This window comes from Pseudomonas sp. S1_E05 (assembly GCF_056337105.1).
Genome location: NZ_JBFRHM010000001.1, coordinates 1,233,162 through 1,256,724, shown reverse-complemented (window position 1 = coordinate 1,256,724; position 23,563 = coordinate 1,233,162). Strand labels below are relative to the sequence as shown.

21 protein-coding genes and 4 pseudogenes are annotated in these 23,563 nt (G+C 59.8%); 5 read left to right on the top strand and 20 right to left on the bottom strand.

Going from position 1 to position 23,563, the window contains the following annotated elements; all coding sequences use genetic code 11:
* Positions 1-142: 142 nt before the first annotated feature.
* The 7 genes and pseudogenes from ubiT to norR form a co-directional block, all read right to left on the bottom strand.
* Positions 143-613 (bottom strand): ubiquinone anaerobic biosynthesis accessory factor UbiT, encoded by a 471-nt coding sequence (ubiT, locus tag AB4N33_RS05845; RefSeq protein ID WP_460124168.1) that lies wholly within the window; start codon positions 611-613, stop codon positions 143-145.
* Positions 607-1,495, bottom strand: a pseudogene (locus AB4N33_RS05840) (U32 family peptidase). Before AB4N33_RS05840 ends, ubiT begins: the two are co-directional and overlap by 7 nt.
* Positions 1,496-1,505: 10 nt before the next feature.
* Positions 1,506-2,501 (bottom strand): ubiquinone anaerobic biosynthesis protein UbiU, encoded by a 996-nt coding sequence (gene ubiU / locus AB4N33_RS05835; protein ID WP_460124162.1) that lies wholly within the window; start codon positions 2,499-2,501, stop codon positions 1,506-1,508.
* A gap of 129 nt (positions 2,502-2,630) precedes the next feature.
* Positions 2,631-3,878: pseudogene (locus AB4N33_RS05830) on the bottom strand (molybdopterin molybdotransferase MoeA).
* Complete coding sequence (gene moaB / locus AB4N33_RS05825; protein WP_476456686.1) at positions 3,875-4,429, bottom strand: molybdenum cofactor biosynthesis protein B; 555 nt, start codon at positions 4,427-4,429, stop codon at positions 3,875-3,877. Before moaB ends, AB4N33_RS05830 begins: the two are co-directional and overlap by 4 nt.
* 96 nt (positions 4,430-4,525) lie before the next feature.
* The gene (gene pdxH, locus AB4N33_RS05820; RefSeq protein ID WP_476456685.1) at positions 4,526-5,173 is read right to left on the bottom strand and encodes a pyridoxamine 5'-phosphate oxidase; all 648 of its coding nucleotides are present in this window, start codon (positions 5,171-5,173) and stop codon (positions 4,526-4,528) included.
* Between the two features lie 80 nt (positions 5,174-5,253).
* Positions 5,254-6,783 carry a nitric oxide reductase transcriptional regulator NorR gene (gene norR / locus AB4N33_RS05815; RefSeq protein WP_460124150.1) on the bottom strand — a complete coding sequence of 510 codons (1,530 nt, stop codon included), beginning with the start codon at positions 6,781-6,783 and terminating at the stop codon, positions 5,254-5,256.
* A gap of 156 nt (positions 6,784-6,939) precedes the next feature.
* Between norR and ytfE the strand changes: the two genes are divergently transcribed.
* Positions 6,940-7,611 carry an iron-sulfur cluster repair protein YtfE gene (gene ytfE / locus AB4N33_RS05810; protein WP_460124147.1) on the top strand — a complete coding sequence of 224 codons (672 nt, stop codon included), beginning with the start codon at positions 6,940-6,942 and terminating at the stop codon, positions 7,609-7,611.
* Positions 7,612-7,674: 63 nt separating this feature from the next.
* Here the strand turns inward: ytfE and AB4N33_RS05805 are convergent.
* Both AB4N33_RS05805 and AB4N33_RS05800 read right to left on the bottom strand, forming a co-directional pair.
* Positions 7,675-8,116, bottom strand: a pseudogene (locus tag AB4N33_RS05805) (hypothetical protein).
* A gap of 20 nt (positions 8,117-8,136) precedes the next feature.
* Positions 8,137-9,327, bottom strand: coding sequence for an NnrS family protein (locus AB4N33_RS05800; RefSeq protein WP_476456684.1), 1,191 nt, complete (start codon positions 9,325-9,327; stop codon positions 8,137-8,139).
* A 462-nt stretch (positions 9,328-9,789) separates the two neighbouring features.
* Between AB4N33_RS05800 and AB4N33_RS05795 the strand changes: the two genes are divergently transcribed.
* Both AB4N33_RS05795 and AB4N33_RS05790 read left to right on the top strand, forming a co-directional pair.
* Entirely contained in the window at positions 9,790-10,473 is a 684-nt protein-coding gene (locus AB4N33_RS05795; RefSeq protein WP_460124138.1) for a Crp/Fnr family transcriptional regulator, read from the top strand.
* Positions 10,470-10,670 carry a protein DnrP gene (locus tag AB4N33_RS05790; RefSeq protein ID WP_476456683.1) on the top strand — a complete coding sequence of 67 codons (201 nt, stop codon included), beginning with the start codon at positions 10,470-10,472 and terminating at the stop codon, positions 10,668-10,670. The genes AB4N33_RS05795 and AB4N33_RS05790 overlap by 4 nt, the downstream gene beginning before the upstream one ends.
* Positions 10,671-10,692: 22 nt before the next feature.
* On the opposite strand, the gene AB4N33_RS05785 is transcribed toward AB4N33_RS05790, so the two are convergent.
* Positions 10,693-11,088 (bottom strand): RidA family protein, encoded by a 396-nt coding sequence (locus AB4N33_RS05785; RefSeq protein ID WP_476456682.1) that lies wholly within the window; start codon positions 11,086-11,088, stop codon positions 10,693-10,695.
* A 43-nt stretch (positions 11,089-11,131) separates the two neighbouring features.
* On the bottom strand, positions 11,132-12,262 hold the full coding sequence (locus tag AB4N33_RS05780) for an alanine racemase (protein ID WP_476456681.1): 1,131 nt from the start codon (positions 12,260-12,262) through the stop codon (positions 11,132-11,134).
* An 87-nt stretch (positions 12,263-12,349) separates the two neighbouring features.
* Between AB4N33_RS05780 and AB4N33_RS05775 the strand changes: the two genes are divergently transcribed.
* On the top strand, positions 12,350-13,255 hold the full coding sequence (locus AB4N33_RS05775; protein ID WP_476456680.1) for a LysR family transcriptional regulator: 906 nt from the start codon (positions 12,350-12,352) through the stop codon (positions 13,253-13,255).
* 188 nt (positions 13,256-13,443) lie between these two features.
* Here AB4N33_RS05775 and AB4N33_RS05770 read toward each other — a convergent pair whose 3' ends face one another.
* From AB4N33_RS05770 to AB4N33_RS05755, 4 genes are all read right to left on the bottom strand, one after another.
* Positions 13,444-13,824, bottom strand: a complete 381-nt coding sequence (locus AB4N33_RS05770; protein ID WP_460141596.1) for a nuclear transport factor 2 family protein — start codon at positions 13,822-13,824, stop codon at positions 13,444-13,446.
* 117 nt (positions 13,825-13,941) lie between these two features.
* Complete coding sequence (locus tag AB4N33_RS05765; RefSeq protein ID WP_476456679.1) at positions 13,942-15,042, bottom strand: alkene reductase; 1,101 nt, start codon at positions 15,040-15,042, stop codon at positions 13,942-13,944.
* Between the two features lie 103 nt (positions 15,043-15,145).
* Positions 15,146-16,402, bottom strand: coding sequence for a cation:dicarboxylate symporter family transporter (locus AB4N33_RS05760; protein WP_476456678.1), 1,257 nt, complete (start codon positions 16,400-16,402; stop codon positions 15,146-15,148).
* Positions 16,403-16,513: 111 nt separating this feature from the next.
* Entirely contained in the window at positions 16,514-16,939 is a 426-nt protein-coding gene (locus AB4N33_RS05755) for a VOC family protein (RefSeq protein WP_460141593.1), read from the bottom strand.
* 156 nt (positions 16,940-17,095) lie between these two features.
* On the opposite strand from AB4N33_RS05755, the gene AB4N33_RS05750 reads away from it, so the two are divergent.
* The gene (locus tag AB4N33_RS05750) at positions 17,096-17,989 is read left to right on the top strand and encodes a LysR family transcriptional regulator (RefSeq protein ID WP_476456677.1); all 894 of its coding nucleotides are present in this window, start codon (positions 17,096-17,098) and stop codon (positions 17,987-17,989) included.
* Positions 17,990-18,216: 227 nt separating this feature from the next.
* On the opposite strand, the gene AB4N33_RS05745 is transcribed toward AB4N33_RS05750, so the two are convergent.
* The 5 genes and pseudogenes from AB4N33_RS05745 to AB4N33_RS05725 form a co-directional block, all read right to left on the bottom strand.
* Positions 18,217-18,807 carry a DUF1349 domain-containing protein gene (locus AB4N33_RS05745; protein WP_476456676.1) on the bottom strand — a complete coding sequence of 197 codons (591 nt, stop codon included), beginning with the start codon at positions 18,805-18,807 and terminating at the stop codon, positions 18,217-18,219.
* A gap of 22 nt (positions 18,808-18,829) precedes the next feature.
* Positions 18,830-19,585 (bottom strand): methyl-accepting chemotaxis protein, encoded by a 756-nt coding sequence (locus AB4N33_RS05740; protein WP_476458783.1) that lies wholly within the window; start codon positions 19,583-19,585, stop codon positions 18,830-18,832.
* Between the two features lie 102 nt (positions 19,586-19,687).
* A pseudogene (locus tag AB4N33_RS05735) lies at positions 19,688-20,083 on the bottom strand (HAMP domain-containing protein); the annotation flags it as partial.
* Between the two features lie 958 nt (positions 20,084-21,041).
* A complete protein-coding gene (locus AB4N33_RS05730) occupies positions 21,042-22,628 on the bottom strand; it encodes a GMC family oxidoreductase (protein WP_476456675.1) in 1,587 nt (528 codons plus the stop codon).
* Positions 22,629-22,646: 18 nt separating this feature from the next.
* The gene (locus AB4N33_RS05725; RefSeq protein ID WP_476456674.1) at positions 22,647-23,525 is read right to left on the bottom strand and encodes a sugar phosphate isomerase/epimerase family protein; all 879 of its coding nucleotides are present in this window, start codon (positions 23,523-23,525) and stop codon (positions 22,647-22,649) included.
* Positions 23,526-23,563 lie beyond the last annotated feature (38 nt).

The following is a 23,563-nucleotide window of genomic DNA, read 5'->3' as shown; positions in this document are numbered from 1 at the left end:
ATATTTCCGGCTGGTGTAACGCACAGTAGGAGCGAGCTTGCTCGCGATAGCGGCTCAAACACCGCAGGGCATCAGACAGCCCGCGTTATCGTTGACGACCATCGCGAGCAAGCTCGCTCCTACAGTTGGGTGCGTAGTGCGATTACTGGGTAGCCAACCCCTTCCCCGCCCGCTCAAGGTTGCGCCACAGCCACACCGGCAAGACATCCGGGTCGAGGCTGTCGATCAGGTTCTTCAACGCCAATCCCAGCTCGGTATCGCCCTCGATCACCAGGCGTCGGCGGAAGAACAGCGTGTCCGGATCTTCCTGGCGGCTGGCCAGCAACAGGAACTCGCGCCAGTTGCCGCTGATGGTCACGTGGGCTTGGGCCTGTTCCGCGATGCGCAGGCCCTCGCGATTGAGCGTCATGAACCAGGACAAGCCCAGGTCCGGAATACGCAGGCACAGCCAGCGCCCGCGAAGCATTTCGAACTGTCCGTCGCGCAACGGCTCGGCCAGGCAGCGGTTCAGCGCCTGTTGCAATGCCAGCCGCTGCACCACGAACGGCACGCGACGCACCAATGGCAGCAGCCGGTCAGCGCCCTTGAGCAACCACTTCTTGCGGTTCAACACAGGCCCACCTCCTCAACGCGCAACATGCCGGCCTGGCCGTGCCAGTAACCGTTGCAACCCTCCACGAACAACGGCGGCTCCTCACCCCCGAGCACCTTGTGATAAGCCGCGATGACCTCTGTCATGCCCTGGGCACGCGGGCTCAGGCGCAGCAGATCGGCGCCGCAGGCCACCAGCCCCGAGTAATCGGCCAGCAGGTTGGTGACCTCCGCGGACATGGTCTGGATGCCGTTGAGGGTAAACAACGGCTGCCCTTCCTGGCTGGTCAACGCCATGCCGTCGGGATAGTTGAGGCAGCAGAACTGGCAGTCGTCCTTTGGCCGGTTTTCCGCCCGTGCAGTGAAGCAGCGTGCCGAATAGGCCAATGGCAGGTGCCCGTAGGCGAAGATTTCCACTTCCGGCACCGCATGCCCGAGTTCACGCACCTGCTCGATCACGTCGCGGATCAGCACGGCGGAACACTCCACCGGCGGCACCCAGCGGGTCATGCCGCTGTCGAGCATTTGCCCCAGCGAATGCCCGTTGTACAAGTTGAGCGCCGGGCCACCCACGAAGGGCAATTTGCGTTCAGAGAGAAACTGCACCGCGCTCATGTCATTGGCTTCTACCAGCAACTGGCCGTTGTCGCACAGACGACGCACGCTGGACAGTTCCGATGCCGCTTCGATCAGCGTCAGGCTGGACATCACCAATTGCGCCTGGCTGCATTCCTGCAACTCGCGGCCCAGGCCCAACCACTGATCGAGGGAAAATGCCCGACGCTTCGAGCACGGTTTCCCCCAGGTAAATCACGTCCAGCGGCTGGCTAGACATCTCGGCGTAGAAGTTGCCGAGTTGCGCTTTGTCCCAATAAAACAGGACCGGTCCAAGGCTGAGTTTCATGTTCTCTCCCTCATTGCCATGATCGATGGTAAGCACCCAGGGTGGTCTGGCTGCCTTCGGACAGGCCGGCCAGCACCTTGCGCCATTCTTCCTTGACCCGGAAACTGCTCGGTGCGGTGCGGTGAGCATCCAGCGCCGCCCGCCAGACCCGGGTGACCTGCTCGACATAGGCCGGGCTGCGCTGCCGTCCCTCGATCTTCACCGCTTCGACGCCGATGGCGTTGAGCTCCGGGAGCAAGTCCAGGGTGTCGAGGCTGGTGGGTTCTTCAAGGGCATGGAAGCGCTTGCCGTCGACCAGAAAACGGCCCTTGCACAGGGTCGGATAGCCGGCAGGTTCGTCGGGGGTATAGCGGTCGATCAACACTTCACTCAGGCGGGCACTCAAGCCATCGGTGTCTTCGCTCCAGCGCACGGCCTTGGCCGGCGAGCAGACGCCGCAGAGGTTCGGCGACTCGCCGGTGATGTAGGACGACAAATGACAGCGCCCCTCAGCCATGATGCACAGGCTGCCGAAACCGAAGACTTCGATCGGCACCGTACTGCTCGCGGCCACCTGGCGCACCTGGGCCAGCGACAATACCCGTGGCAGCACGGCGCGGCGGATGTCATAGCGCTGCGCATAAAACGCCAGGGCGGTGGCATTGGTTGCCGAGCCCTGCACCGACAAGTGCAGGTTCAGGTTCGGGTGACGCTTGCTGGCGTAGCTGAGCACGCCCGGGTCGGCGGCGATCAACGCGTCCACACCGAAATCGGCGGCACGGTCCACCGCGCGCTGCCAACGTTCCCAGCCCTTGGGCTGCGGGTAGGTGTTGACCGCGACGTAGATTTTGCGCTGGTGCTGGTGGATGTGGGCGACAGCGGCGTCGAACTGTTTGTCGTCCATGTTCAGCCCCGCAAAATGCCGGGCGTTGGTGTCATCGCGAAAGCCGACGTACACGGCATCGGCGCCTTGGCGCACCGCCGCTTTCAGCGCAGGCAGGTTCCCTGCCGGGCAGACCAGTTGCATGGGTAATCCTCGTGAAGAAACGCCTGCGGACCGTCGACATAGCTTGTGGCACGAGGTCCGCACCTGCGTAAAAGGCGCTGCCAGTCTAGCCAGACCGGCAGGAACGACCTTGACGGCAATCAATTGCCCCTACTGCGTCAGGCTGGCGAACGGCAGGAACATCACCTCGTCGTGCTGGTGCACTTGGGCCTCGCGTTCGATCACCGCCAGCCCTTCGGCCCAGCACGCGGCGGTCCCAAAAAAACATGGCCGAGCTTTGCTGCGGATGCAGCTCCACGCTCAAGCGGCCTTGGGCGTCCGGGGTCAGGCGCGCTCGCAGGTACTGGCGACGTTTGTTGCGCTTGGGCCAATCGAAGCCGGCCGGCACTGCCAATGGCACCGGCAGCACCTCGCTGACGCCCTGCGCCCGCAGCAGAAATGGACGCACCACGACCATGGCAGTAATCAACGCCGCCGACGGATTTCCCGGCATACCGATCCACGGTTTGCCCAACACCTCGCCATACGCCAGCGGCTTGCCGGGCTGAATGGCCAGACGCCAGAAATTGACCTTGCCCAGTTCCTGGATCGCCTTTTTCAGGTGGTCCTCTTCACCGACGGAAACGCCGCCGGAACTCAACAACAGGTCGCAGCGCGCCGCGACCATGCTCAGGGTTTGTCGACTGGTCTGCAGGTCGTCAGCCATGACCCCGTAGTCGTGCACTTCCACGCCCCAGCCGCGCAACAACGCCGCGAGCAGGTAGCGATTGCTGTTGTAGATCTGCCCAGGGGCCAGCAACTCACCAGGCTCACGCAACTCGTTGCCGCTGCTGAGCAAGCCCACCTGCAGCGGCCGGTACACTTCGACCCGCGCCACGCCGGCACCGGCCAGCAAACCCAGCTCCTGAGCGCGCAGCCCCCGCGTTTGCCCGTCTTGAGCAACAACGCTCCACGGCGGATTTCTTCGCCCTGCTTGCGCACGTGATCACCCAGGCTCACCGGCGGGAACCACACACCATCGCCCTCGACACGACACAGTTCCTGAGGCACCACGGTGTCGGCGCCTTCGGGCAAGGGCGCGCCGGTGAAAATCTGCACCGCATGCTGGGCGCGCAACGTCGGCCCCGGCGGATCACCCGCTGCGATGCGTCCGCCCACCAGCAGGTAGCCACCCTCCTCTGGCAAGTCCGAAGCCCGTAGCGCATAACCGTCCATGGCACTGTTGTCCCAGGCCGGCAGGTTGACTGGCGAAACAATGTCTGCCGCCAGCACGCGGCCCATGGCGTGTTCCAGCGGGATCATTTGCGCCAGTGGCGGTGGCGGCACCTGCTCGAGCAAATGCGCGATGGCGTCGTCCACCGGCATCAAGTGGCCAAGGTCGCACCCGCAGCCGTTCACGAGCGCGACTCGCAGGCGTCGATGACCCTCTGCGATTGCGCTTTCAAATGCGGTGCGAAATTGCACGGGCCAGTGCGGCTGTCCAGTTGCTCCACCAGGATCTTGTTCCACGCTGTCCGGCAGGCGCCCGGAGAACCCGGTACGCAGCACACCAGTACGCCGTTGCTCATGCCGGCGAGGGCACGCGATTGCAGGCTGGACATGCCGATCTCTTCCAGCGACACCTGGCGGAACAGTTCTCCGAAACCTTCCACGCGTTTGTCCAGCAACGGCAAGACCGCTTGCGGGGTGTTGTCGCGGGCGGTAAAGCCAGTGCCGCCGGTCATCAGGATGACTTGCACCTTGGGGTCGGCGATCCAGCGCGAAACGATGGCGCGGATCTGATAGATGTCGTCCTTGACCAGGCCACGGTCGATCAACAGGTGCCCGGCGCCTTGCAGCAGATCGGCCAGGGTCTGGCCAGAGGTGTCAGTGTCGAAGGTGCGCGTATCGCTGATGGTCAGCACCGCGATGTTCAAAGGTTCGAAAGTGCGTTGCGCCAGATGGGCCATGTTCAAGCCTCCCATGGAAAATGATAGTGGCAAGCCTGAACCGCAATGGCGGTCCGGCCTATTCCTCCAAAGAGATACCTCGACTGGAAAACAGCCTCAGGGTGCCAGGCGATTGCGCCGCCAATGGCCGTTGTGCAGGCGATAATCGATGCGGTCATGCAGACGATCGGCGCGGCCCTGCCAGAACTCCAGGCGCTCGGGACGCAGGCAGTAACCGCCCCAATGCTCGGGGCGCACAACGGGCTCGTCGACGAAGCGTTTGGTGATGTCCGCCAGCAGCGAATCCAGCGCGGCGCGACTGGCCAGCGGACGGCTTTGCGGTGAGGCCCACGCGCCCAGGCGACTGGAGACGGAGCGGCTGTTGAAGTAGGCGTCCGAGAGCGCCGGGTCGAGTTTCGACACCTGGCCTTCGACGCGCACCTGACGTTCCAGCCCCGGCCAGAAAAACGTCATGGCTGCAAAGGGGTTGGCTGCCAGTTGCTGGCCCTTGTCGCTTTGGTAGTTGCCGAAAAAGGTAAAGCCTTCCTCGCTCAGCCCCTTGAGCAACAACACCCGGCAATGCGGCCGCCCGTCACTGTCGACGGTGGCCAGCATCATGCTGTTGGCTTCGACCGGCGCCAGCTCGGTGTCCCGAGCCTGTTGCAACCATTGGCTGAACATCGCCAGCGGGTCGTCGAGTGCCTGCTCGTCCTGCAGGCCAAACAAGGTGTAGTTGCGGCGCATCTGCGCCAGGGAAAGCGTCATGGCAGTGATCTCCGGTGGTGTTCACCCCAGTGTGCGAGCCACCGGGGCAGACCACCTTGATCGCCATCAACACCCGTCGTTTATTTCAGCCCCAGACGCTTGGCCAGCTTGTGCAGGTTGCTGGCATCGACTTCCAGCATCCGTGCAGCACGGGCCCAGTTGTCATCGGCCAGGCGCAGGGAATGCAGGATTTTTTGTCGCTGGCAGTCATCCACCGCATCGCTCAAGGCCTGGAACGGTGCATCGTTTGCCAACTCCTGGGCTGGCTCGCTGGTCGCTCCCGGCATAACCATCTCGCTGTCGAGATCCAGCACGTGCGGCTCCAGGGTGATGATCAACGAACGACTGGTTCCACGACTCAGCTCTTTCAATGCCGCACGACTGATCACGTGCTCGAGCTCACGCACGTTGCCCGGCCAGGTGTACGCCAACAAGGCGCGTTCGGCCGCCGGCGACAGGCGCAGGCCACGCAGGCCCAGGCGCGCGCGGTTGAGTTCAAGGAAATGCCCTGCCAGCATCAGCACGTCATTGCCGCGTTCGCGTAGGGCCGGGATCGGCACCGGGTACACCGAGAGACGGTGGTACAGGTCAGCGCGAAACAGGCCATCGCGAATGCTGTCGGGCAGGTGGCGGTTGGTCGCCGCGATGATGCGCACGTCGACGTGCAACGGCTTGTCCGCACCCAGGCGCTGGATCTCGCCGTTCTGCAACGTGCGCAACAACTTGGCCTGCACGCTCAAGGGCAATTCGCCGACCTCATCCAGGAACAGCGTGCCGCCATTGGCCGCATCGAAGCGACCTGCGCGGTCACTGGTGGCGCCGGAAAACGCGCCTTTGACGTGACCGAACAATTCACTTTCGGCCAGGGATTCCGGGAGCGCCGCGCAGTTAACCTGGATCAGGGGCTTGTGGCTGCGCCTCGACAAACGATGCAGGCGACGGGCGAACAGCTCCTTGCCGACACCGGTCTCACCCAACAGCAACACAGGCAGATCGGAGTCGGCCAGCACATCCAGTTCGTTGAGCAAATGATCAATCACCTCGCTTTGTCCGAGGATCTCGCCGTCATCGACCGGCCTGTGCAAGTCCTGCGGATCGCTGCGGGACAGGCGCAAGCTGCGGTTTTCCTGCTCCAGGCGGGTGACCCGCACCGCGGCTTCTATCTGCAGGGTGCAGCGCTTGAGTTCGTCCCGCGCGCGGCTGTCGAAGGTGCCAGGCTGTAACGCATCGAGGGTGATCGCGCCCCACACCTTGCCATCCACGTACAGGCTCACACCCATGCAGTCATGCACCGACAACGACTCACCGACCTGATGGTCGACCAGCCCGTCGTAAGGGTCCGGCAGACGACTGTCGGGCTCGAACCAAGTGGGCTCGCGTGAGGCCATGATCGCCGCCAGACGTGGATGCTGGGCGATGACAAAGCGCCGACCCAACGCTTCATGGACAAGGCCCACCGTGGCCACCGGACGCAGGCTGTCTTCGTCCAGGCGCAGCAAACCGACGGCACCGCTGTGGAAATATTCACGCAGGGTCTGCACCAGACGTTGTAACCGTACGGCATTGGGCAACTCGACGATCAGGTCGGCCGCCAGGCTCTCACGCAGCATGGTAGTAATCACCCTCTACGGTGGGATTGACCCTGTGTTTTCAGGGTGCGCATCACCACATCAAAAAATAAACCCATAGTTTTCAACTAATTAACTATGGCACGTCGAATGCAATATCCCCGGGGAACCGTTTGAACCAGAAACAAGGAACCCCTGATGAGCCTTAACCTGCTGGAACAAAGCCTTGGCCAACTGGCCTGCGACATTCCCGGTGCCACCCGGATTTTTCATACCTTCAACCTGGACTTCTGCTGCGGCGGCCACAAAAGCCTGCGCGAAGCAGCCCTGAGCAAAGAGCTCGACCCGGTAGTGATCGCCGAGGCGCTGCACATCCTGCAAGACGCTGGCGAAACCCAGGACGACTGGCGCCACGAACCGCCCGAGGAACTGATCGCCCACCTGCTGACTCGCTACCACGCCCGCCACCGCGAGCAACTGCCGGAACTGATCCGTCTGGCGCGACGCGTCGAACACGTCCACGGTGCACGCCCCTCCTGCCCCAACGGCCTGGCCGACCTGCTGAACGACCTGCAGCAGGAACTGGAAAGCCACATGCTCAAGGAAGAACAAGTGCTCTTCCCGATGCTGCAACAGGGTTACGGCCCGCAGGCTGCACCGCCGATCCAGGTGATGCGTTTCGAACACGATCAACATGGCGAGTCGCTGGAAAAACTGCTGGCCCTGACCAACAACATCACCCCGCCGGCCGATGCCTGTAACACCTGGCGTGCCCTGTACCGCGGGCTGCTGGAGTTCCGCGATGACCTGATGCAGCACATCCACCTGGAAAACAACGTGTTGTTCATCAACGCCCTCAACCCACGCTGATCCCCACCTGTATCGAGCCCGCATCAGCCATCGGTTGATGCGGGTTTCTTTTGCCGGGAGGCCTCAACCGTGCCAATAGAACATCGCCTTGGCGAGAATCACGATCAGCACCATGTGCCCGAGGATGCTGCGACGAATCCAGGTGGCACGGGTGTCGCTCAAGCGTCCCTTGGTCAGCCAGAACGCCAGCAGCAGGTAATGGCCGATGATGCTCAGTGCGAGCAGGATCTTCAGGCTCAGTAAGGCACCAAAGCTGCTGGCCAGCGGATGAATCAACGCACTGCGGTATCGCCACGCCATACCGATGCCGGCGCCGTACAACAACAGCACCACGCCATGCAGCACCTTGCGCGAGCGCAAGGCAATGGCCTCGGTCCGCGCTCGCCATGCTCGCTGGCCCCACCACCTGCCGACGCGCCTGGTGCCAGATCAGCACCTCGAAGAACAGCGTGCCGATAAAGGCGATGGCAGCCAGCAGGTGTGTCACCAATAGAAAGGGGTACATCAAGGTGTTCCTCCGTGGGTTTAACCCGGATGCCCATCGACCCGGGCGCGCAGCAGCATCGGCGCGTAGCGCCAGGTGTACAGCGCGAAGGCCAGTGCCCAGCACGCGCCCGCGATCCACAGCGCCGCCAAGGGGAACAAGAGCACCAGGCCGACACGGCTCAGGCAACCGAGGTTGAGCAGAATGAACGCCAGGGTCATGCCCTGTGGTGGCTCCAGCGGGCGACCGGTGTGGCCGAGACTGACCCGCGCGATCATTGCCAGTACCAGGCCGCCCATGGCGCCGATGGTCAGGCAATGCACCGCCAGGCTTGGATTGATGGGCGCGCCGAAGTGCCACGCCGCCATGCCCAGACAGGCGAGTGCCAACCAGCCGTAGGCCAGGTGCAGCGACCACAGCAGCGGAACCTGCCACAAGCCACGATCATGCCAGCGCACCAGGCGAATCAGGTGGCCGACGCCGAGGACGGCGAACAGCAAGCCCACCCAGACATTGGCGTACAACGCAGGTCCGGCGGCGTACAACACCGCCACCAGCGGCGAGCCGATCAGCAGCAACCAATCCAGCCACGCCCATGGCACCACGGCGTCCTTGCGCCCCAGGCCGCGCTGGGTGAAGAACGGAATGACCCGCCCACCAATCAGGCCCATCATCGCGGCCACCAGCCAGATGCCGCCCAGCACGCCTTGGCGCTGCCAGCCTTCATGACCGGCGAGCAGTCCATACAAGGACACGGCGTCAGCGGCGGCCAGCAACAACAGGACCGCGACAATCGGGTAGTTGCGCTTCTGCCGCACCTTCCACAGGGTGAAGCCCATCAGCGCTGCCACGGCGAGCGGGAACGCCAGTTCGAGGGTTGCCAGCAACGCCCAGGGCGCATTGACCAGCCAGGCCACGCGGGCCAACAACCATACGACTGCGAGAGCCGCCAGCGGCTGACCGCTCAGGCCGGGGCGACTGGTCCAGGTCTGCACCGCCGTCAGCAGGAAACCGGCGATGATCGCCAACCCGAAGCCGAACAACAATTCGTGCCGATGCCAGCCCAACCAGCCACCGGCCGGTTGCCAGTTGACGATCGAACCGCTGAAGGCCGCCAGCCACAACGGAATCGCCAACAATGCCAACAGGCAGCCACCGAGGAAAAAGGGTCGAAACGCCAACCGCAATAACGGTGGAATCGCCAGCGCCTTACTGCGCTCAAGAACTTGCATGAAGCCACTCCTCTGCTTTATCCGGCGCTCACACGCAACGCCTGGGACAATCCGGGTCCAATCATCAGGGATTAATAATCAAACGCCTTTGTCGCAAATCAAGAGTGCAAGGGCTGTGCCCACTGCCATCGCCCGCCAACACGGGCACTCGCGCCACGATAGAGTCATTACGACACGGTTAAAATGACCAGTTGTGGTTATTTTAACCGGCTCAACAGCGGTGTTTTTGACCCCAATCAATAATAAGTCCAGCAAAAACAGGGACATTGCGCATGGCCCGGGTCTTGCTGAATACGGGCAACCTTTACCTTTGATTGCCTGCGGAGTCGTCATGAAAAAGATCATTCAACCACTGGGTTGGTTTGTGGTGCTGACCTCGGTGCTGGCGGTGGCCAGCAGCCTTTCGTTGGGCCTCGTCTGAGCGAATCACCCACTCACTTTCCCTTTTCAGGATGAACCTCCATGGTCCTTCACCGCGTCCACCACCAGATTCTGCGCAGCCATCACTTGTTCGAACCGTTGAACGACGATCAGATGAACGAACTGATGAGCACCAGCCAATTGCTGAGTATCGACAAGGGCGAACCGCTGTTCCGACAGGGCGAGCCGGCGGACTCGTTCTACTTCGTGATTGCCGGCGCGGTGAAGATCTACCGACTGACACCCGATGGGCAGGAGAAGGTGTTCGAAGTGCTGGGCGATCGGCAGACCTTTGCCGAAGCAATGATGCTGATGGACACCCCCAACTACGTGGCCTCGGCGGAAGCCGTCTGCCCGACCCAGCTGTATCGACTCTCCAACAGCACCTACATGCGCCTGCTGCAAAGCAACAGCCGCCTGACCTTTGCCCTGCTGGGCAAGCTCTGCGTGCGGTTGCACCAGCGGGTCAACGAGATCGAAACCCTGTCACTCAAAAACGCCACCCACCGCGTGGTGCGTTACCTGTTGACGCAGTTGGTGCGCAAACAGACCGTGGATGACCGCTTTGAATTGCCGATGGCCAAGCAACTCATTGCCGGGCACCTGTCGATCCAGCCGGAGACCTTTTCGCGCATCATCCGCCGCTTGATCGATGAAAACATCATCACCCAGGACGGCCGCCAGATCGCGATACTCGACCGCATCCGCCTGGAACAATTCGAATGAGCGACCAGCCTGTGTGCCTGTATTGCCAACAGGCCAACGAACACCATGAGGTCGAATGCGGCCATTGCGGCATGCCACTGCCCGTCCACGCCGCCGGGGCTGGGGAGCGGCGCCAGCGACGATTCATGTGGTTTTGTGTGGGGTTGACGGTGTTTTGTTTTGTGATGTTTTTTTGGTTGCCTCGGAGCATTGTCTGAAGCTGGTCTAATTTACAGCAGATCAGGTGTGTAATGAGGAGCCAACTGTCAGTTCAGCGACTGCTGAGATTTCCACCAAAGCCCCGTAGTGGAGCGGACTACAAGGGATCATCACCCTCGCGGGACGGTGCGCGCCCATCAACGTTGAATAAACCAGGTTGACGGTCGGCCAATGAGCCACATCCACGATGTAAATTTGCACGCTGACCAAATGATTCAATGACGCACCAGCGGCCTGAAGCACGGCTTCCATATTGGCCATTGCCTGGCGAGTTTGGGCTTCTATCCCTTCAGGGAACTCCTGAGCATCCGGTGGAAACGGCAACTGGCCGGAAATGAAAAGAAGGTTTCCTGCCATTGCACCGTGTGAGTAATGCCCGCCCGGCACAGGCAGTTTCTCCGCTGTGATCAACTTCATATGTCCACCTTGACCGATCTGTTTTTGAATTCAGATGAATGATTTACCAGCCCGTGATACGGGGCCAATAACCGAGACTGCCTTCCTCATCGAGCACGTGATAACCACCGTGCTGCGCCGACGTGGCGCAGGCATGATTGGGCAAGATCCGCAGAAGCGTACCCAACGGCAGCAAGCTCGCCGGTTCAAGCTTTCCGGCCCGCGATGAAATGATTCCGTGTTCCTGATTCGTGGAGATGACGATCAGGTCACCAATAGGTTGGCCGGCGGCGTCACACACGACGCCATATCCCTGATCAATCGCTTGCCGGGCGGTACCACGATCGCGGGAAAGTGCCATCCATCCCGCATCCGTAATGATCCAGCCTTTCTCAGCCTGATGACCAATGACGGTTGTCAGAACCGATACCGCAATATCCTGCACATGGCAGACACCCAAGCCCGCCATGACCAGATCGAAGAAGGTGAACACCCCCGCACGAACTTCAGTTATTCCGGTTAAATCCTTGGTAAAAAGTGCCGTGGGTGTCGAACCGATGCTGATGATCGCCATGTTGAAGCCCGCAGCGGCGAGCATTTGGCTGGCCTCGATAATCGCCGCGCGTTCCTGCCGGGCGCACGCCTCGATTTCAGCGATCGACTGGCTGTCGTAGGACTTGCCAGCGTGTGTCATCAAGCCGCTGAGCTTGACGCCTTTGGAGCTCAACAATTGCGCGATTTCCACCAACAGCGCCGATTGTGGGCCGAGACCGGAGCGGTGGCCGTCGCAATCGATTTCCAGCAGGACCTCAAAAACATGACCCGACGTTTGGGCAAAGTCGGCCAACAATCTGGCAGTGTCCAAATTATCGAGTACCAGTTTGAGCTGCGCGCCTTTGCTGATCAAAGTGGCGGCGTGAGCGAATTTGTTTGGCGCAATGCCAACGCCATACAAGATGTCGGTAAACCCGGCCTCGAAAAAGAAATCGGCCTCACGCAGGGTCGAAACAGTGATGGGCCCACGCTCACCTGCAAACAGGCGCTCGGTGACTTCCAGCGATTTTTGGGTCTTTACGTGAGGACGCAATACCACATTGAATGCTGCCAGCTTATTGCGCATCCGTTGGATATTGGCGTCGAGTCGATCACGATCGAGCATTAAAGCGGGAGTTTCGATATGAGTGAGTGCGGACATGTCTGGTCTCCTGGAATAGGGCTAGTCTAAACGTCCGATTCCAGATTAAAATTTAATAATATTAATTCTAATATTCAGTGACTCTTAATGAATGAGGCATTTGATATCCGCTTTCTCCTGGTCGTCCGGGAAAGTGACAGTTTGTTGGCCGCATCACGCAAGCTGGGTCTGACGCCCTCGGCCGTGACCCAGCGACTTCAGCAAATGGAGAAAAAACTGTCGATTCGATTGCTGGATCGGTCAGCCCGGCAACTGCGCTTTACGGATGAGGGCGAGTTCTTGTGTCTGCAGGGTGCAGGGCTGGTCGAGCAGTTCGATACGCTGCTGGCGGAACTGCGTGAGCGACGCAGTGGCTTCGTTGGCAAACTGAAAGTCAACGCACCGTTCGGGTTTGGGCGCGTGCACGTGGCACCCGCGGTGGCGACTTTCCAGCGTCTGCATCCGGATGTTGAAATAGCATTGAGTTTGTCCGAACAGCCGATGGTTGAGGCGACTGATCGATTTGACGTCGTTATCCATATTGGCGAACTGCGCGCCTCCAACCTGGTCGGCCATTCCATTGCCCCCAACCGTCGCTACGTATGCGCCTCACCCGCGTTTGTTGAACGCCATGGCCTGCCGGAACATCCCGACCAGTTGGCTACCTTGCCCTGCCTTGCATTGCGGGAAAACAACGAAGACGTCACCCTCTGGCATTTCACACGCGCGCACAAAACACTCAGTGTGCGCATCCGCCCAGCGATGAGCTGCAACGATGGAAGTGTCATTCGACAATGGGCGTGCGAAGGGCACGGCATCATCATGCGTTCCGAATGGGACGTTGCCGATGCTCTGGCGCAGGGGACGTTGATACGACTACTGCCTGGTTGGAAACTGCCGGATGTCAATGTTGTTGCGCTGACGCATCAACGCGAGGGGTTGCCCGCGCGAACGGTCAATTTTCTGCGTCATCTACAGGATCAGTTCCGGCCGCAACCACCTTGGCGACAATAGATTTTGTTGAAATAAAATGAGGTACTTACTGGATCAGCGTGGGTACAAGTCAGCAGTCAGAGCGTAGAGCGGATTGACATGGGGCCTGTCCTCGGGCAGGTATCGGCCGGAAGCCCTCATTTGAATAATTATGCCTTTGCTGCGATGAAAGCGAGTTGGAGCGCGTCTGATCAGGCGCGCTCGCGGGATCACGCACTTGGATGGGTGTGGTAAATCTTGCTGACGATCGTCCACTTCCCCTCAACCTTCAGCAGGTTGAAGAAGTCGGTGAAGCGAAATCCGGATACGTTGTCGGTGTCGACCCGGGCACTGGCTGCGGTGCCGACGATATCAATACGCACGATTGCCGCGCTGGCCTCGGGGGATGGGCGGAAGGCGTTGTCGATGACGTCGTACAGATTCTGAATCGCGCCGCCAACGAGCTTGTCACCGTCAACGCCAAACATCGTCGCCTGCGCGTTGAAAGCGGGCTTCATCAGAGCACTGTCGGCCTTTGCGCCACCTTCGTTGTACTGGTTCAATACGTCGACGATTGCCTTGTATTCCTGAACGTAAGTTGGATCGGACATGATGTATTCCTCAGTGAATAGATTAGCGAAGCTGTTTACGGGGTGTTATGACTGACAGTCACGACTCCTGAAAGGAACGGGCTATCCTGCGCCACACTTGACGCAGGAATTTGCCATTCAAAGGTCTGCGGTTGGCCAATCGATGTAACCTTTGGCGCCGCCGTAGTAACTGTCGCGGGGCGCGATGGTTAGCTCGATACCGCGACGCAGACGCTCCACGAGGTCGGGGTTGGAGATAAACAAACGACCAAACGCCACCGCATCAATCCGGCGCTGAGCGCGGCGCTCTAGTGCCATCTCCAGGTCGTAGTTGTTGTTGCCAATGAATACGCCTTCGAACTGCGCGCTCAGCGCGTCCAGGTCCACGCCATCGGGAACACTGCGGGATGTCGCCGTGGCACCTTCAACGAAATGCAGGTAGGCCAGATCGAATTTGTTGAGTTGCTGAATCAGGTAACCGTAAGTCGCCATGACATTGCTGTCGGGCGGCGTGTTACCGGCATCAGGTGTCACGGGGGAAAGCCGGATCCCAACACGCTCGCCACCCCAGATCGCAATCACGGCTCGGGTGACTTCCAATGTCAGTCGAGCCCGGTTCTCAATGGAACCGCCGTATTGGTCAGTACGCTGATTGGTGGAGTCGCGCAGGAACTGATCGAGCAGATAGCTGTTGGCGGAATGGACTTCCACGCCATCAAAACCTGCCTGCTTGGCATTCTCTGCGGCGATCTTGTACTGCTCGATGATGCCTGGAATTTCCGAGGTCTGCAGCGCGCGAGGCATCGACACCTCGACAAAGCCTTTTCCAGTGTACGTGCAGCCTTCAGCCTTGATTGCCGAGGGTGCCACTGGCGCGTCGCCGTTGGGCTGTAACTCCACACTGGAAAAGCGCCCTACATGCCACAACTGGCTAACGATTTTGCCGCCCGCCGCATGCACCGCATCGGTGACTTTTTTCCATCCAGCAACCTGCTCTTGCGACCAGATGCCCGGAGTCATTGCATAACCTCGTCCCTGTGCAGAGATGTTCGTTGCTTCGGCAATGATCAAACCTGCACTGGCGCGCTGGGCGTAATAAGTCGCGTGCATTTCATTCGGTACACCGTCTTCGGCCATCCGGCTACGTGTCACGGGAGCCATGACAATTCGGTTGGCCAATTGAAGCGCCCCCATGCGCATGGGCGAAAAAAGATCGGTATCAAAAGCGCTATCAGACATAAAATCTCCAAATCAATAGACCGGTCGTCTGGTCACTGTCTTCAGGACCTGACCGACGACCAGCCCCTCCAGGTTTGATGGCGCTTGCCGCCCTGGCGAACGACTAGGCCCTTGCCGCTGAATGTGCCCGTGAGGGTTCCGGTTTGACCTTCTCCCACTTGGCGATAACCAGCGGTGCGATGGCGTTACCCAATACGTTCAGCGTGGTGGTGCCGCTGTCAATAATTCTGAAAATGCCGGCGATCAACGCCACGCCCTCTAATGGAAGACCGGCAGACGCCAAGGTGGCTGACAAGATGATGATGGCAAAACCCGGCACCCCTGCTGCCCCTTTCGAGGTCAGCACCATCGTCACTACCAACAGGATTTGCTGAGACAACGACAAGTCGATTCCATAAAGTTGCGCCACAAAGATCGTCGCGACGCCGAGAAAAATCGACGCGCCATCGAGATTGAAGGCATAACCCACCGGCACCACGAAACTGACTATCCGACGGGGTACACCGTAGCTCTCCAGCTTGGTCATCAATTGCGGCATGACGGCTGCCGACGCGGCACTCGAAAACGCCAAAATCAACTCATTGCGGAAGTACCGGATCAATCTGAAAATGTTTTCGCCAATCAAGTAGCAAATACCACCTAGCACCACGAGAGCGAAAACAATCAACGCCAGGTACACCACGCCAATCAACTTGAGCAAGGGAAGCAGCGAGGTAAAACCAAAGGTTGCCACCGTGGCACCGATCATGCCGAACACACCGATCGGCGCATAAGCCATGACAATGGAGACAACCCTGAACATCGCGTCCGAAAGACTCTGGACCAATGCGATTGCGGGGGCGCTTTTCTCGTGCGGCAAAGCGTTCAGTGCCAGGCCGAACAGCACGGCGAAAAACAGAACCGACAGCAACTTCGCCTCCGACATTGCGACGATGAGATTGTCTGGAACAATGTTCTGCAAAATGACCAAGGCTCCTTTCGAAGGCTCGATGGTGATAGAGGCAGAACTATGCGAAACGCCTGAAATATCGGTACCCGTGCCTGGCTCGAAGAGATTCGCGAAACACAACCCCATCACGATGGCCAACGCAGTAATCGCAAAGAAATAACCGAGCGACTTCATACCCATTCGACCAAACGATTTGCTGTCACCACCGCCTGCTATGCCCAAAATCATGCAACAGAACACGATCGGCACAACCACCATCTTCATCATCTTGATGAAGATATCGCCGAGCGGCTTGAGGATCTCCGCGCTCACCCATGTTTGATATTGCGGATGTGTATTGAAGTACCAACCGACAAGCACGCCAAGCAACAGCCCGGCAACGATTTGCCACACCAAGGGAATACGTTTCATGTCTAGCCTTCTTGTTGGAATGAAAGGTCTGCTCTGTTGGCAGTTGCTAGAGTCATGAGCTTCCAGCTCACTTGAGATCAAATGACACAACGGTGTTGTGCCATGAGTGTTTTACTTCGCGAAGAGCTGGCTCATATCCTTGAAAGCCTTGAATTCAAGGGCGTTGCCACATGGATCAAACAGGAACATCGTGGCTTGCTCGCCAACCTGACCTTTGAAACGAATGTACGGTTCGATCACAAACTCGGTGCCAAACGACTTTAAACGCTCAGCCAGTGCCTCCCATTGCTCCCACGCCAGGATGATGCCGAAGTGTGGAACAGGAACATCGTGACCATCGACCGGATTGCTGTGGACGCTCTCTTGAGAAGCAGTTTTGGGGTGCTCGTGAATCACGAGTTGGTGGCCATAAAAATCGAAATCGACCCACTGAGTGCTGGAACGCCCTTCTTCAAGACCGAAGACTTCTGCGTAGAACGTCCGCGCTGAGGCCAGGTTGTAAACAGGGATTGCGAGGTGGAATGGCGAGAGGCTCATCAGAACTCCAGTAATATTTTTTGTTGGTTGGTGACCGTCCCCACCGTCATTGGCTCTTTGGATTCAGCCGTTGCAGGGGATGGGGAACATCGTAGGACGGAAAACCAAACAGAAAAATCAATATATATTTCTTAGAAACACAACTAATATTTGTGAATGATCAAAGAACTCAAGACACTCATCGCTGTAGCCCGCGAAGGCACATTTGCCGCTGCCGGCAACAAGATCGGCCTCACGCAGGCTGCCGTGAGCGCGCAGATTCAGCGTCTGGAGGCTGAGCTAGGCTTCGAGGTTTTCGACAGAAAAGGACGCACGGCACATCTCAATAAAATGGGCCACCAGATACTCCTGCAAGCACAGGAGTTGCTCAGGCTCTATGACAATCTGGGCTCTACGACGGTGGGGCAACCTGCAAGCGTGCTGGTGAACATCGGCGCTATCGCCTCCGTGCAGCGCTCCTATTTGCCAGACGCACTGGCCAGGTTCCACCAACGATGCCCCCAATGCCGCACGCGTGTCGTCCCGGGCTTATCAATGGAGTTAGTGAACCTGGTAGATGCAGGCGAGATCGACATGGCCGCCATCATTCGCCCACCCTTCTCACTCCAGAGTGATCTTCGCTGGACGAATCTGGCGCTTGAACCCTACCGTCTGATCGTGCCGCGCGAAATGCCGGGAAACGACTGGTCGGAACTGCTTTGCAGCCAGCCGTTCATTCGATATGACCGATCATCATTTGGCGGCAGGCAAGTCGACCGGTTTCTGCGTCAGATGCACCTCACCCTGCATGAGGTCTGCGAACTGGATGAGCTTGAGGCAATCATCAAACTGGTCGAAAACAACGTGGGCGTTGCGCTGGTACCACAAACTACGCCCCATCCGGAATGGCCAGCAGGTGTCCGCGCACTCGACCTGGGGATGCACACTTTTCACCGTGATATCGGGTTGATACATCGCTCTCGCCGAAGCCTCACCGAACCTGTGCGAACACTGGCGGACTTGATCAGTGAACAGGTCAAAAGCGGCTTTATCCAATGGCAGCCAGCCTAAAACACTGATTGCAATGCGTTTTTTCGGGACCTTACGAAAGGCATAATCAGTAACCCGGCCACTGCTGGATCGCAAAGAAGCGGGCCAGGTCGGTAGCGGTCCAACTCGCCAATAAAGTCATCCAGATGGTGGCCAGAAAGGCACGCGGTGTCTGGTAGCGATGCGGCTGATACAAGTGGAGCGATGCCCCTCCTGAAGAGGCAACGCCGCCCCGACCTGGCGCTGTGCTAGCTCCCATCTCGAAAATCCACGATCGGTTGCAAGCTCCAACCGATGTCCGTAAACCGCGCCACACACCCTTCGCCGGTCGGCGCCTGGGCGCCGAAGCCGATTCGCAAGGGCCTGAGCGCGATCCCGGGGAGCGTAAACCAGCGCAGGAACCGCCAATAGACGCCGTCCACGGAAAAGTGGAAGGCCAGCGTCTGACCGTCGCAGTGCACCCGCAGCCACACCGTGTCGCTGTCGATCGACGGCCCATCTGCGTCATCCGAAACCCCTCGGGTAATCACGCTGACCACGGTCGGCAGACCGGCTCCGGATTGCTCGAACGCCAGCTTTGCCCAGTTGTCTTCATCGACCTGGACAAACAGGGCACCGGCATCGAACGCGGATGAAAAGCCCACGCGGACCTTGGCAGACAGGGTGAAAACGGCATCTTCAATCGTCATGGATGCGGCAATGACATTGTCTCGCCGCGACGCCCCCGCCGGATGAAAAAACCAATCGGTCTGCGGCCCGGCGTTAAGCACGACGGCGTGTGCCTCCAACTGTGCCGAACCGTTACCCTCACCTTTAACTGTCAGTTGCTCTATGCGCATAGCCACCACCTTGTATGGGTCATCACACTTTGAATTGGGTTACCAACGCCAGTTGCTCCTGCGTCAGTTCGTTGAGTTGCGCCGCTGCACGCGCCGAGTCATCTGCCTGATCGGTCAAGGCCTCGGTGACGGTGCGGATTGCCACGACATTGCGATTGAGCTCCTCTGCAACGGCGCTCTGCTCTTCAGCCGCGCTGGCAATGTGCAGGTTCATTTCCGTGATCGTGGAAATCGATTGCCCGATGCTGTCCAGCACCTGCACCGCCGATTCGAAGGCATCGACGCTTTCCTGAGCCCTGCTCCGGCTGCTGTGCATGCCGGCAACAACGGCCTGGGTCCCGCCCTGAAGCTGCTCGATCACTTGACGGATTTCTTCCACCGATCGTTGTGTCCGTTGAGCCAGACCCCGGACTTCATCGGCGACCACCGCAAACCCTCGACCGCTTTCCCCCGCACGGGCCGCTTCAATGGCCGCGTTCAACGCGAGCAGATTGGTCTGCTCGGCAATGGAGCGGATCACCTCCAGCACGCTGCCAATCTGATCGCTGCCCTGGGCGAGTCGGTCCACCTGCTGTTCGGCTCGTTCGAGCTCCTGCGAAAGCGCCGAAATCGAGTCCGTGCTTCTCTGGATGATCAGCCTGCCGGCCTGCGCCGAGCGGTCTGCCTCTTGCGCGGCCCCCGCAGCGCCGGTGGCGTTTCGGGACACTTCATGGGCGGTCAGGCTCATCTCGTTGGAGGCCGTGGCGACCAGGTCGATCTCGCGAAACTGGACTTGCATGCCGTTGCTGGTCTGACGGGCGATGTCGGCGGTTTGCGAGGCATTGCTGCGCGCAGTGACCACGCTCTCCTTGAGAGAGGCCACCGTCGGCTGAAGCTTGTCCAGGAACCGATTGAACCAGGCAGTCAGGTTGCCCAGTTCGTCACGTCGGGCGTAACCCAATCGGCTACGCAAGTCGCCGTCCCCCGTGGCGATTTCGCGCAGCCGTGCCGCGACCTCATCGATTGGTCGAGTGACGCTGCCTGCACTGAACCCAATGAGCAGCAACCCCAGCAGCGCCGCGACCACGGCAACGCCGATACTGACCAACACGGCGTCTCGCTGGCTGGACTGCAGTTGACGGCCAAGCGCCACGGCGTCGGCCAGCAGCACCTCGCGCGGCAAATCGACGATGACGCCCCAATTCGCCACGCCCTGGACAGGCTGCACGGGGTAAATGGCGTGGACCTCGCCGGAAAACTCGATGACGGCCGGTTGGCCGGAACGAATCGCCTGCATCACTTTTTCGCTGTCGTCCCCCAGGAACGCCCTGATGGGCTTGCCCAACGCCTCGGGGAATCTGCCGCTGGCGGCGTACGTGCCGCTGGGGGAAATGATGGAGGTTCGCCCGGCGCCGCCAAACAGACCGGCCTGGGCCTTCTCGATTTCATCCTGCAACGTGGCCAGCGGGATGTCCATGCCGGCCACTCCGAGCAGCTTTTCACCGTCCATGACGGGCACCGAGAGGGCCGTCAACAGCGGTTGATTCCTGGCATTGAGGTCCGTGTAGGGATCTTTCAGGCAGGGTTTGGCGCTGTCCCGGGTGCACAGATACCAACTGTTGAGGGGCTCGCCGGTCGGGCCGGGGGCATCCTGGGTGAAGTCCGAGTCGGCGATGGGATAGGCCAGCTCTGATTGACCTTGCAGGTTCCAGTTGACGCCATAGCGCCCCTTCTCGTTACTGCCGTGCCTGGCATCATTGATGAACCGTTGATCCTGGCCGTCCAGAAGGTTCGGCTCGAACGCAATCCACAGCTGTTGTGCATCGGGGTGCTGGGTATAGGCCGCCTGGACGAAACGCCCGATATCGTCTCGCAGGTCTTGCGCCTGGCCTGCGCGACGTATGGAAATCGCGCGCAGGGTTGAGACCTGCTCAGCCAGGGAGACCACCGTGGCCATTTTGGCGCTGAACTGCAGCGCAAAGGAGCGCCCCTGCTCGCCCGCTCTGGCGAGCAGCAAGGCCGCCACCGAGTCACCCAGCATGCGCTGGCTGGCTTCGGAAACCAGGGCGTTGTTCTGATACGCCTGACGAATGTTAAAGAATTCGACAGACACGATGACCGCCAGCAAACAGACACCGGGAAGCAGGACGATCCTGGCTCGGATGGACAATGCCACGGCAGCTACCTCGATATTATTGATGTTTGGAGTCAGCAGGGTGATGAGGGCGATGCACTCGCCCCCTGCGCGTGACTGGCTACGGATTGCGCCGGATCATGTCCGCGAGTTTTTCGCCGATCATGATGCACACCGAATTCGGGTTGCCCGAGACCAGGGTCGGCATGATGGACGCGTCGGCAACGCGCAGGCGCTCGATGCCGTGCACGCGCAGCTCTGGCGAAACCACCGCGTGCGCATCGGTGCCCATTCGGCACGTGCCCGAAGGATGAAGCGCGGCGTGGGCTATCTCTTCACAGAACCGCGCGATTTCCTCACGGTTTTTCACCTGTGGCGCCGGTACGTGACGGCGCGCGATGTAAGGTTTGAATACCGACTGCTCCATGATCTGGTCGGCGATCCGGAAGCCCTCCACCAGCGCATCCAGGTCGTACGGATCGGCGAAGTAGTTGGGGACGATTCTCGGCGGCTGGTCCATGGAGCGACCGTTGAGCTCGACAAATCCTCGGGACCTGGGCCGGATCTGACCGAAGTTGATCGTACAGCCATTGCCGCCGGGCACTGAATCAACGCCTTCTTCGATCCCCGCACCCACCACCATGAAGTACTGGATATCCGGTGTCGCTTCTTCCTTCTGCCCCCACCAGAATGCGCCCGCCTCGATCAGGTTGGACGCCGCCGGGCCGTTGCGAAACAGACCGTACTGCAAGCCCGCCGCGGCCTTCCACAACGGTTTTTTGTACTTGTCGTAGCTGTGCGGACCGGTCAGCTCGTAGACCATCGATATCTCGATGTGGTCCTGCAGGTTCTGGCCCACGCCAGGCAGGTCCTTGACGACACTGACGCCCTGCTGCTCGAGGTGCCTGGCGGGTCCGATGCCCGATACCATCAGCAGTTGCGGCGTGGCAATGGCGCCCGCCGAAAGGATGATTTCCTTGTTGGCGTACAGTTCCTTGCGCACGCCCTTTTCGGTGTAGACGACGCCCTTGGCCACATGGCCTTCGAACAGGATCTTCTCGACCTTGCATCCGGTCCTGACCGACAGATTCTTGCGACCACGGGCGGGACGGATATAAGCGGCTGCCGCGCTGCTGCGAACGCCGTTGCGCGACGTGATCTGGTAGAAGCCGCACCCTTCGGGTTTGCCACTGTTGAAGTCCGGATTGTAAGGCAGGCCGTATTCCTGGCAGGCCTGCAGCCAGACCCTCGACAACGGGTGGATATAGGGCGGGTAAGACACCCCCAGCGGGCCGCCTGTACCATGCACCTCATTATTGAAGGTGTCGTTGTTCTCTGCCTTCTTGAAGAACGGCAGCACCTCCTGATAAGACCAGCCAACCGCGCCCTGCTCCGCCCAGCCGTCGTAATCCTCGGGTACCCCGCGAATGTAGATCATGGCATTGACCGAGCTGCCACCACCGAGCACCCTGGCCTGGACCATGGTTGGCGGCTCACTGCGCGATTGCGAACCGGTGGGCTCCCATTGATAACGCTTGAGCAGGTCGCCCTGCGCGGTTTTGTAGTAGGCGCCGGGGATATGGATATAAGGGTTGAGATCACGTGGCCCCTCTTCGAACAACACCACCTGCGTCGCGCTGTCTTCGCTCAACCGACCGGCGAGCGTACAGCCTGTGGAACCGCCACCCACGACTATGTAATCAACCATGTTCAATTCCAGTACCGATTAACCGTTGACGAGCTCATTGAGCAACTTGAAGTGGCTGCGGGCGACCTCGAAGCTGTCCGCCTGATGCTGTTTCTGACAGAACAGCTCGCAGCTCCACCACCCCTGGTAACCCGTGGCCTTGACTGCCTGAACCCACGCCTTGAGGTCCAGAACCCCTTCACCGGTGGGCACGTCGCGAAGAATGTCTTCATTGGGAATGCCGCCGTTGAATGCCAGCGAGTCGCACACATGCACGCCATAGAGGTAGTGCTTGTCCATCCGTGCAACGGTGTCGGGCGTGTCACCCGAGGTGTAGCAATGCCAGAAGTCGATCACCATCTTGACGTTGGGCCGGTCGGCTCGGTCGATCAACTCGATCTGGTGGGTGATCCCGGTGAGAGGCGTCCAGGCCAGGGCCTCCAGGTAAAGGGTGAGGTTGAACTGGGCAGCAAGATCGGCCAACGCTCGCAGATTGCTGGCGGTAATGCGCTTCTGTTCTTCAAGCTCCAGCCCCAGCAAACCGGCATACGCGCTGGACCGGCGGCGATCGCGATGATCGATGACGGCCTGGACATCGATCGGTCCGGTCAGCACCTGAACCCCTTTTGCACCTGCGGCAACGGCCATGGAAAACAACTGCTGGGCGTCTTCCATCAATTGCGCGTGCAGTGCGCCGGTCCGCTCGATATCGCGCAGATAACCCAGACCCGGCACCGACAGGCCGGCCAGCAACCCCTTGAGATCATCGTGCGAATAACCGGCGTCGAAGTACTTGTGCAGCTTGGTTGCTGACAGTTCCAGCGCCGTAAACCCGACGGATTTCGCCAGGTTCACATCCAGCGCCACCGTACCGTGGCGCGCCACGGTGCAGTGCAGGGCAAATTCATTCACGGCCATTTACAACTCTCCCGAGTAACTCGCGTTTGTTTTTATTG

What these genes read in the sequence shown, in the direction of transcription:
- AB4N33_RS05800 (WP_476456684.1), bottom strand. Translation starts at nt 9,327, where the DNA reads ATGCAAGTTCTTGAGCGCAGTAAGGCGCTGGCGATTCCACCGTTATTG.
- AB4N33_RS05765 (WP_476456679.1), bottom strand. Translation starts at nt 15,042, where the DNA reads ATGTCTGATAGCGCTTTTGATACCGATCTTTTTTCGCCCATGCGCATG.
- AB4N33_RS05790 (WP_476456683.1), top strand. Translation starts at nt 10,470, where the DNA reads ATGAGCGACCAGCCTGTGTGCCTGTATTGCCAACAGGCCAACGAACAC.
- norR (WP_460124150.1), bottom strand. Translation starts at nt 6,783, where the DNA reads ATGCTGCGTGAGAGCCTGGCGGCCGACCTGATCGTCGAGTTGCCCAAT.
- pdxH (WP_476456685.1), bottom strand. Translation starts at nt 5,173, where the DNA reads ATGACGCTTTCCCTGGCGCAGATGCGCCGCAACTACACCTTGTTTGGC.
- AB4N33_RS05755 (WP_460141593.1), bottom strand. Translation starts at nt 16,939, where the DNA reads ATGAGCCTCTCGCCATTCCACCTCGCAATCCCTGTTTACAACCTGGCC.
- AB4N33_RS05795 (WP_460124138.1), top strand. Translation starts at nt 9,790, where the DNA reads ATGGTCCTTCACCGCGTCCACCACCAGATTCTGCGCAGCCATCACTTG.
- moaB (WP_476456686.1), bottom strand. Translation starts at nt 4,429, where the DNA reads ATGGCCCATCTGGCGCAACGCACTTTCGAACCTTTGAACATCGCGGTG.
- AB4N33_RS05740 (WP_476458783.1), bottom strand. Translation starts at nt 19,585, where the DNA reads ATGCAAGTCCAGTTTCGCGAGATCGACCTGGTCGCCACGGCCTCCAAC.
- AB4N33_RS05745 (WP_476456676.1), bottom strand. Translation starts at nt 18,807, where the DNA reads ATGCGCATAGAGCAACTGACAGTTAAAGGTGAGGGTAACGGTTCGGCA.
- AB4N33_RS05775 (WP_476456680.1), top strand. Translation starts at nt 12,350, where the DNA reads ATGAATGAGGCATTTGATATCCGCTTTCTCCTGGTCGTCCGGGAAAGT.
- AB4N33_RS05730 (WP_476456675.1), bottom strand. Translation starts at nt 22,628, where the DNA reads ATGGTTGATTACATAGTCGTGGGTGGCGGTTCCACAGGCTGTACGCTC.
- ubiU (WP_460124162.1), bottom strand. Translation starts at nt 2,501, where the DNA reads ATGCAACTGGTCTGCCCGGCAGGGAACCTGCCTGCGCTGAAAGCGGCG.
- AB4N33_RS05785 (WP_476456682.1), bottom strand. Translation starts at nt 11,088, where the DNA reads ATGAAGTTGATCACAGCGGAGAAACTGCCTGTGCCGGGCGGGCATTAC.
- AB4N33_RS05770 (WP_460141596.1), bottom strand. Translation starts at nt 13,824, where the DNA reads ATGTCCGATCCAACTTACGTTCAGGAATACAAGGCAATCGTCGACGTA.
- AB4N33_RS05760 (WP_476456678.1), bottom strand. Translation starts at nt 16,402, where the DNA reads ATGAAACGTATTCCCTTGGTGTGGCAAATCGTTGCCGGGCTGTTGCTT.
- AB4N33_RS05750 (WP_476456677.1), top strand. Translation starts at nt 17,096, where the DNA reads ATGATCAAAGAACTCAAGACACTCATCGCTGTAGCCCGCGAAGGCACA.
- ytfE (WP_460124147.1), top strand. Translation starts at nt 6,940, where the DNA reads ATGAGCCTTAACCTGCTGGAACAAAGCCTTGGCCAACTGGCCTGCGAC.
- AB4N33_RS05725 (WP_476456674.1), bottom strand. Translation starts at nt 23,525, where the DNA reads ATGGCCGTGAATGAATTTGCCCTGCACTGCACCGTGGCGCGCCACGGT.
- AB4N33_RS05780 (WP_476456681.1), bottom strand. Translation starts at nt 12,262, where the DNA reads ATGTCCGCACTCACTCATATCGAAACTCCCGCTTTAATGCTCGATCGT.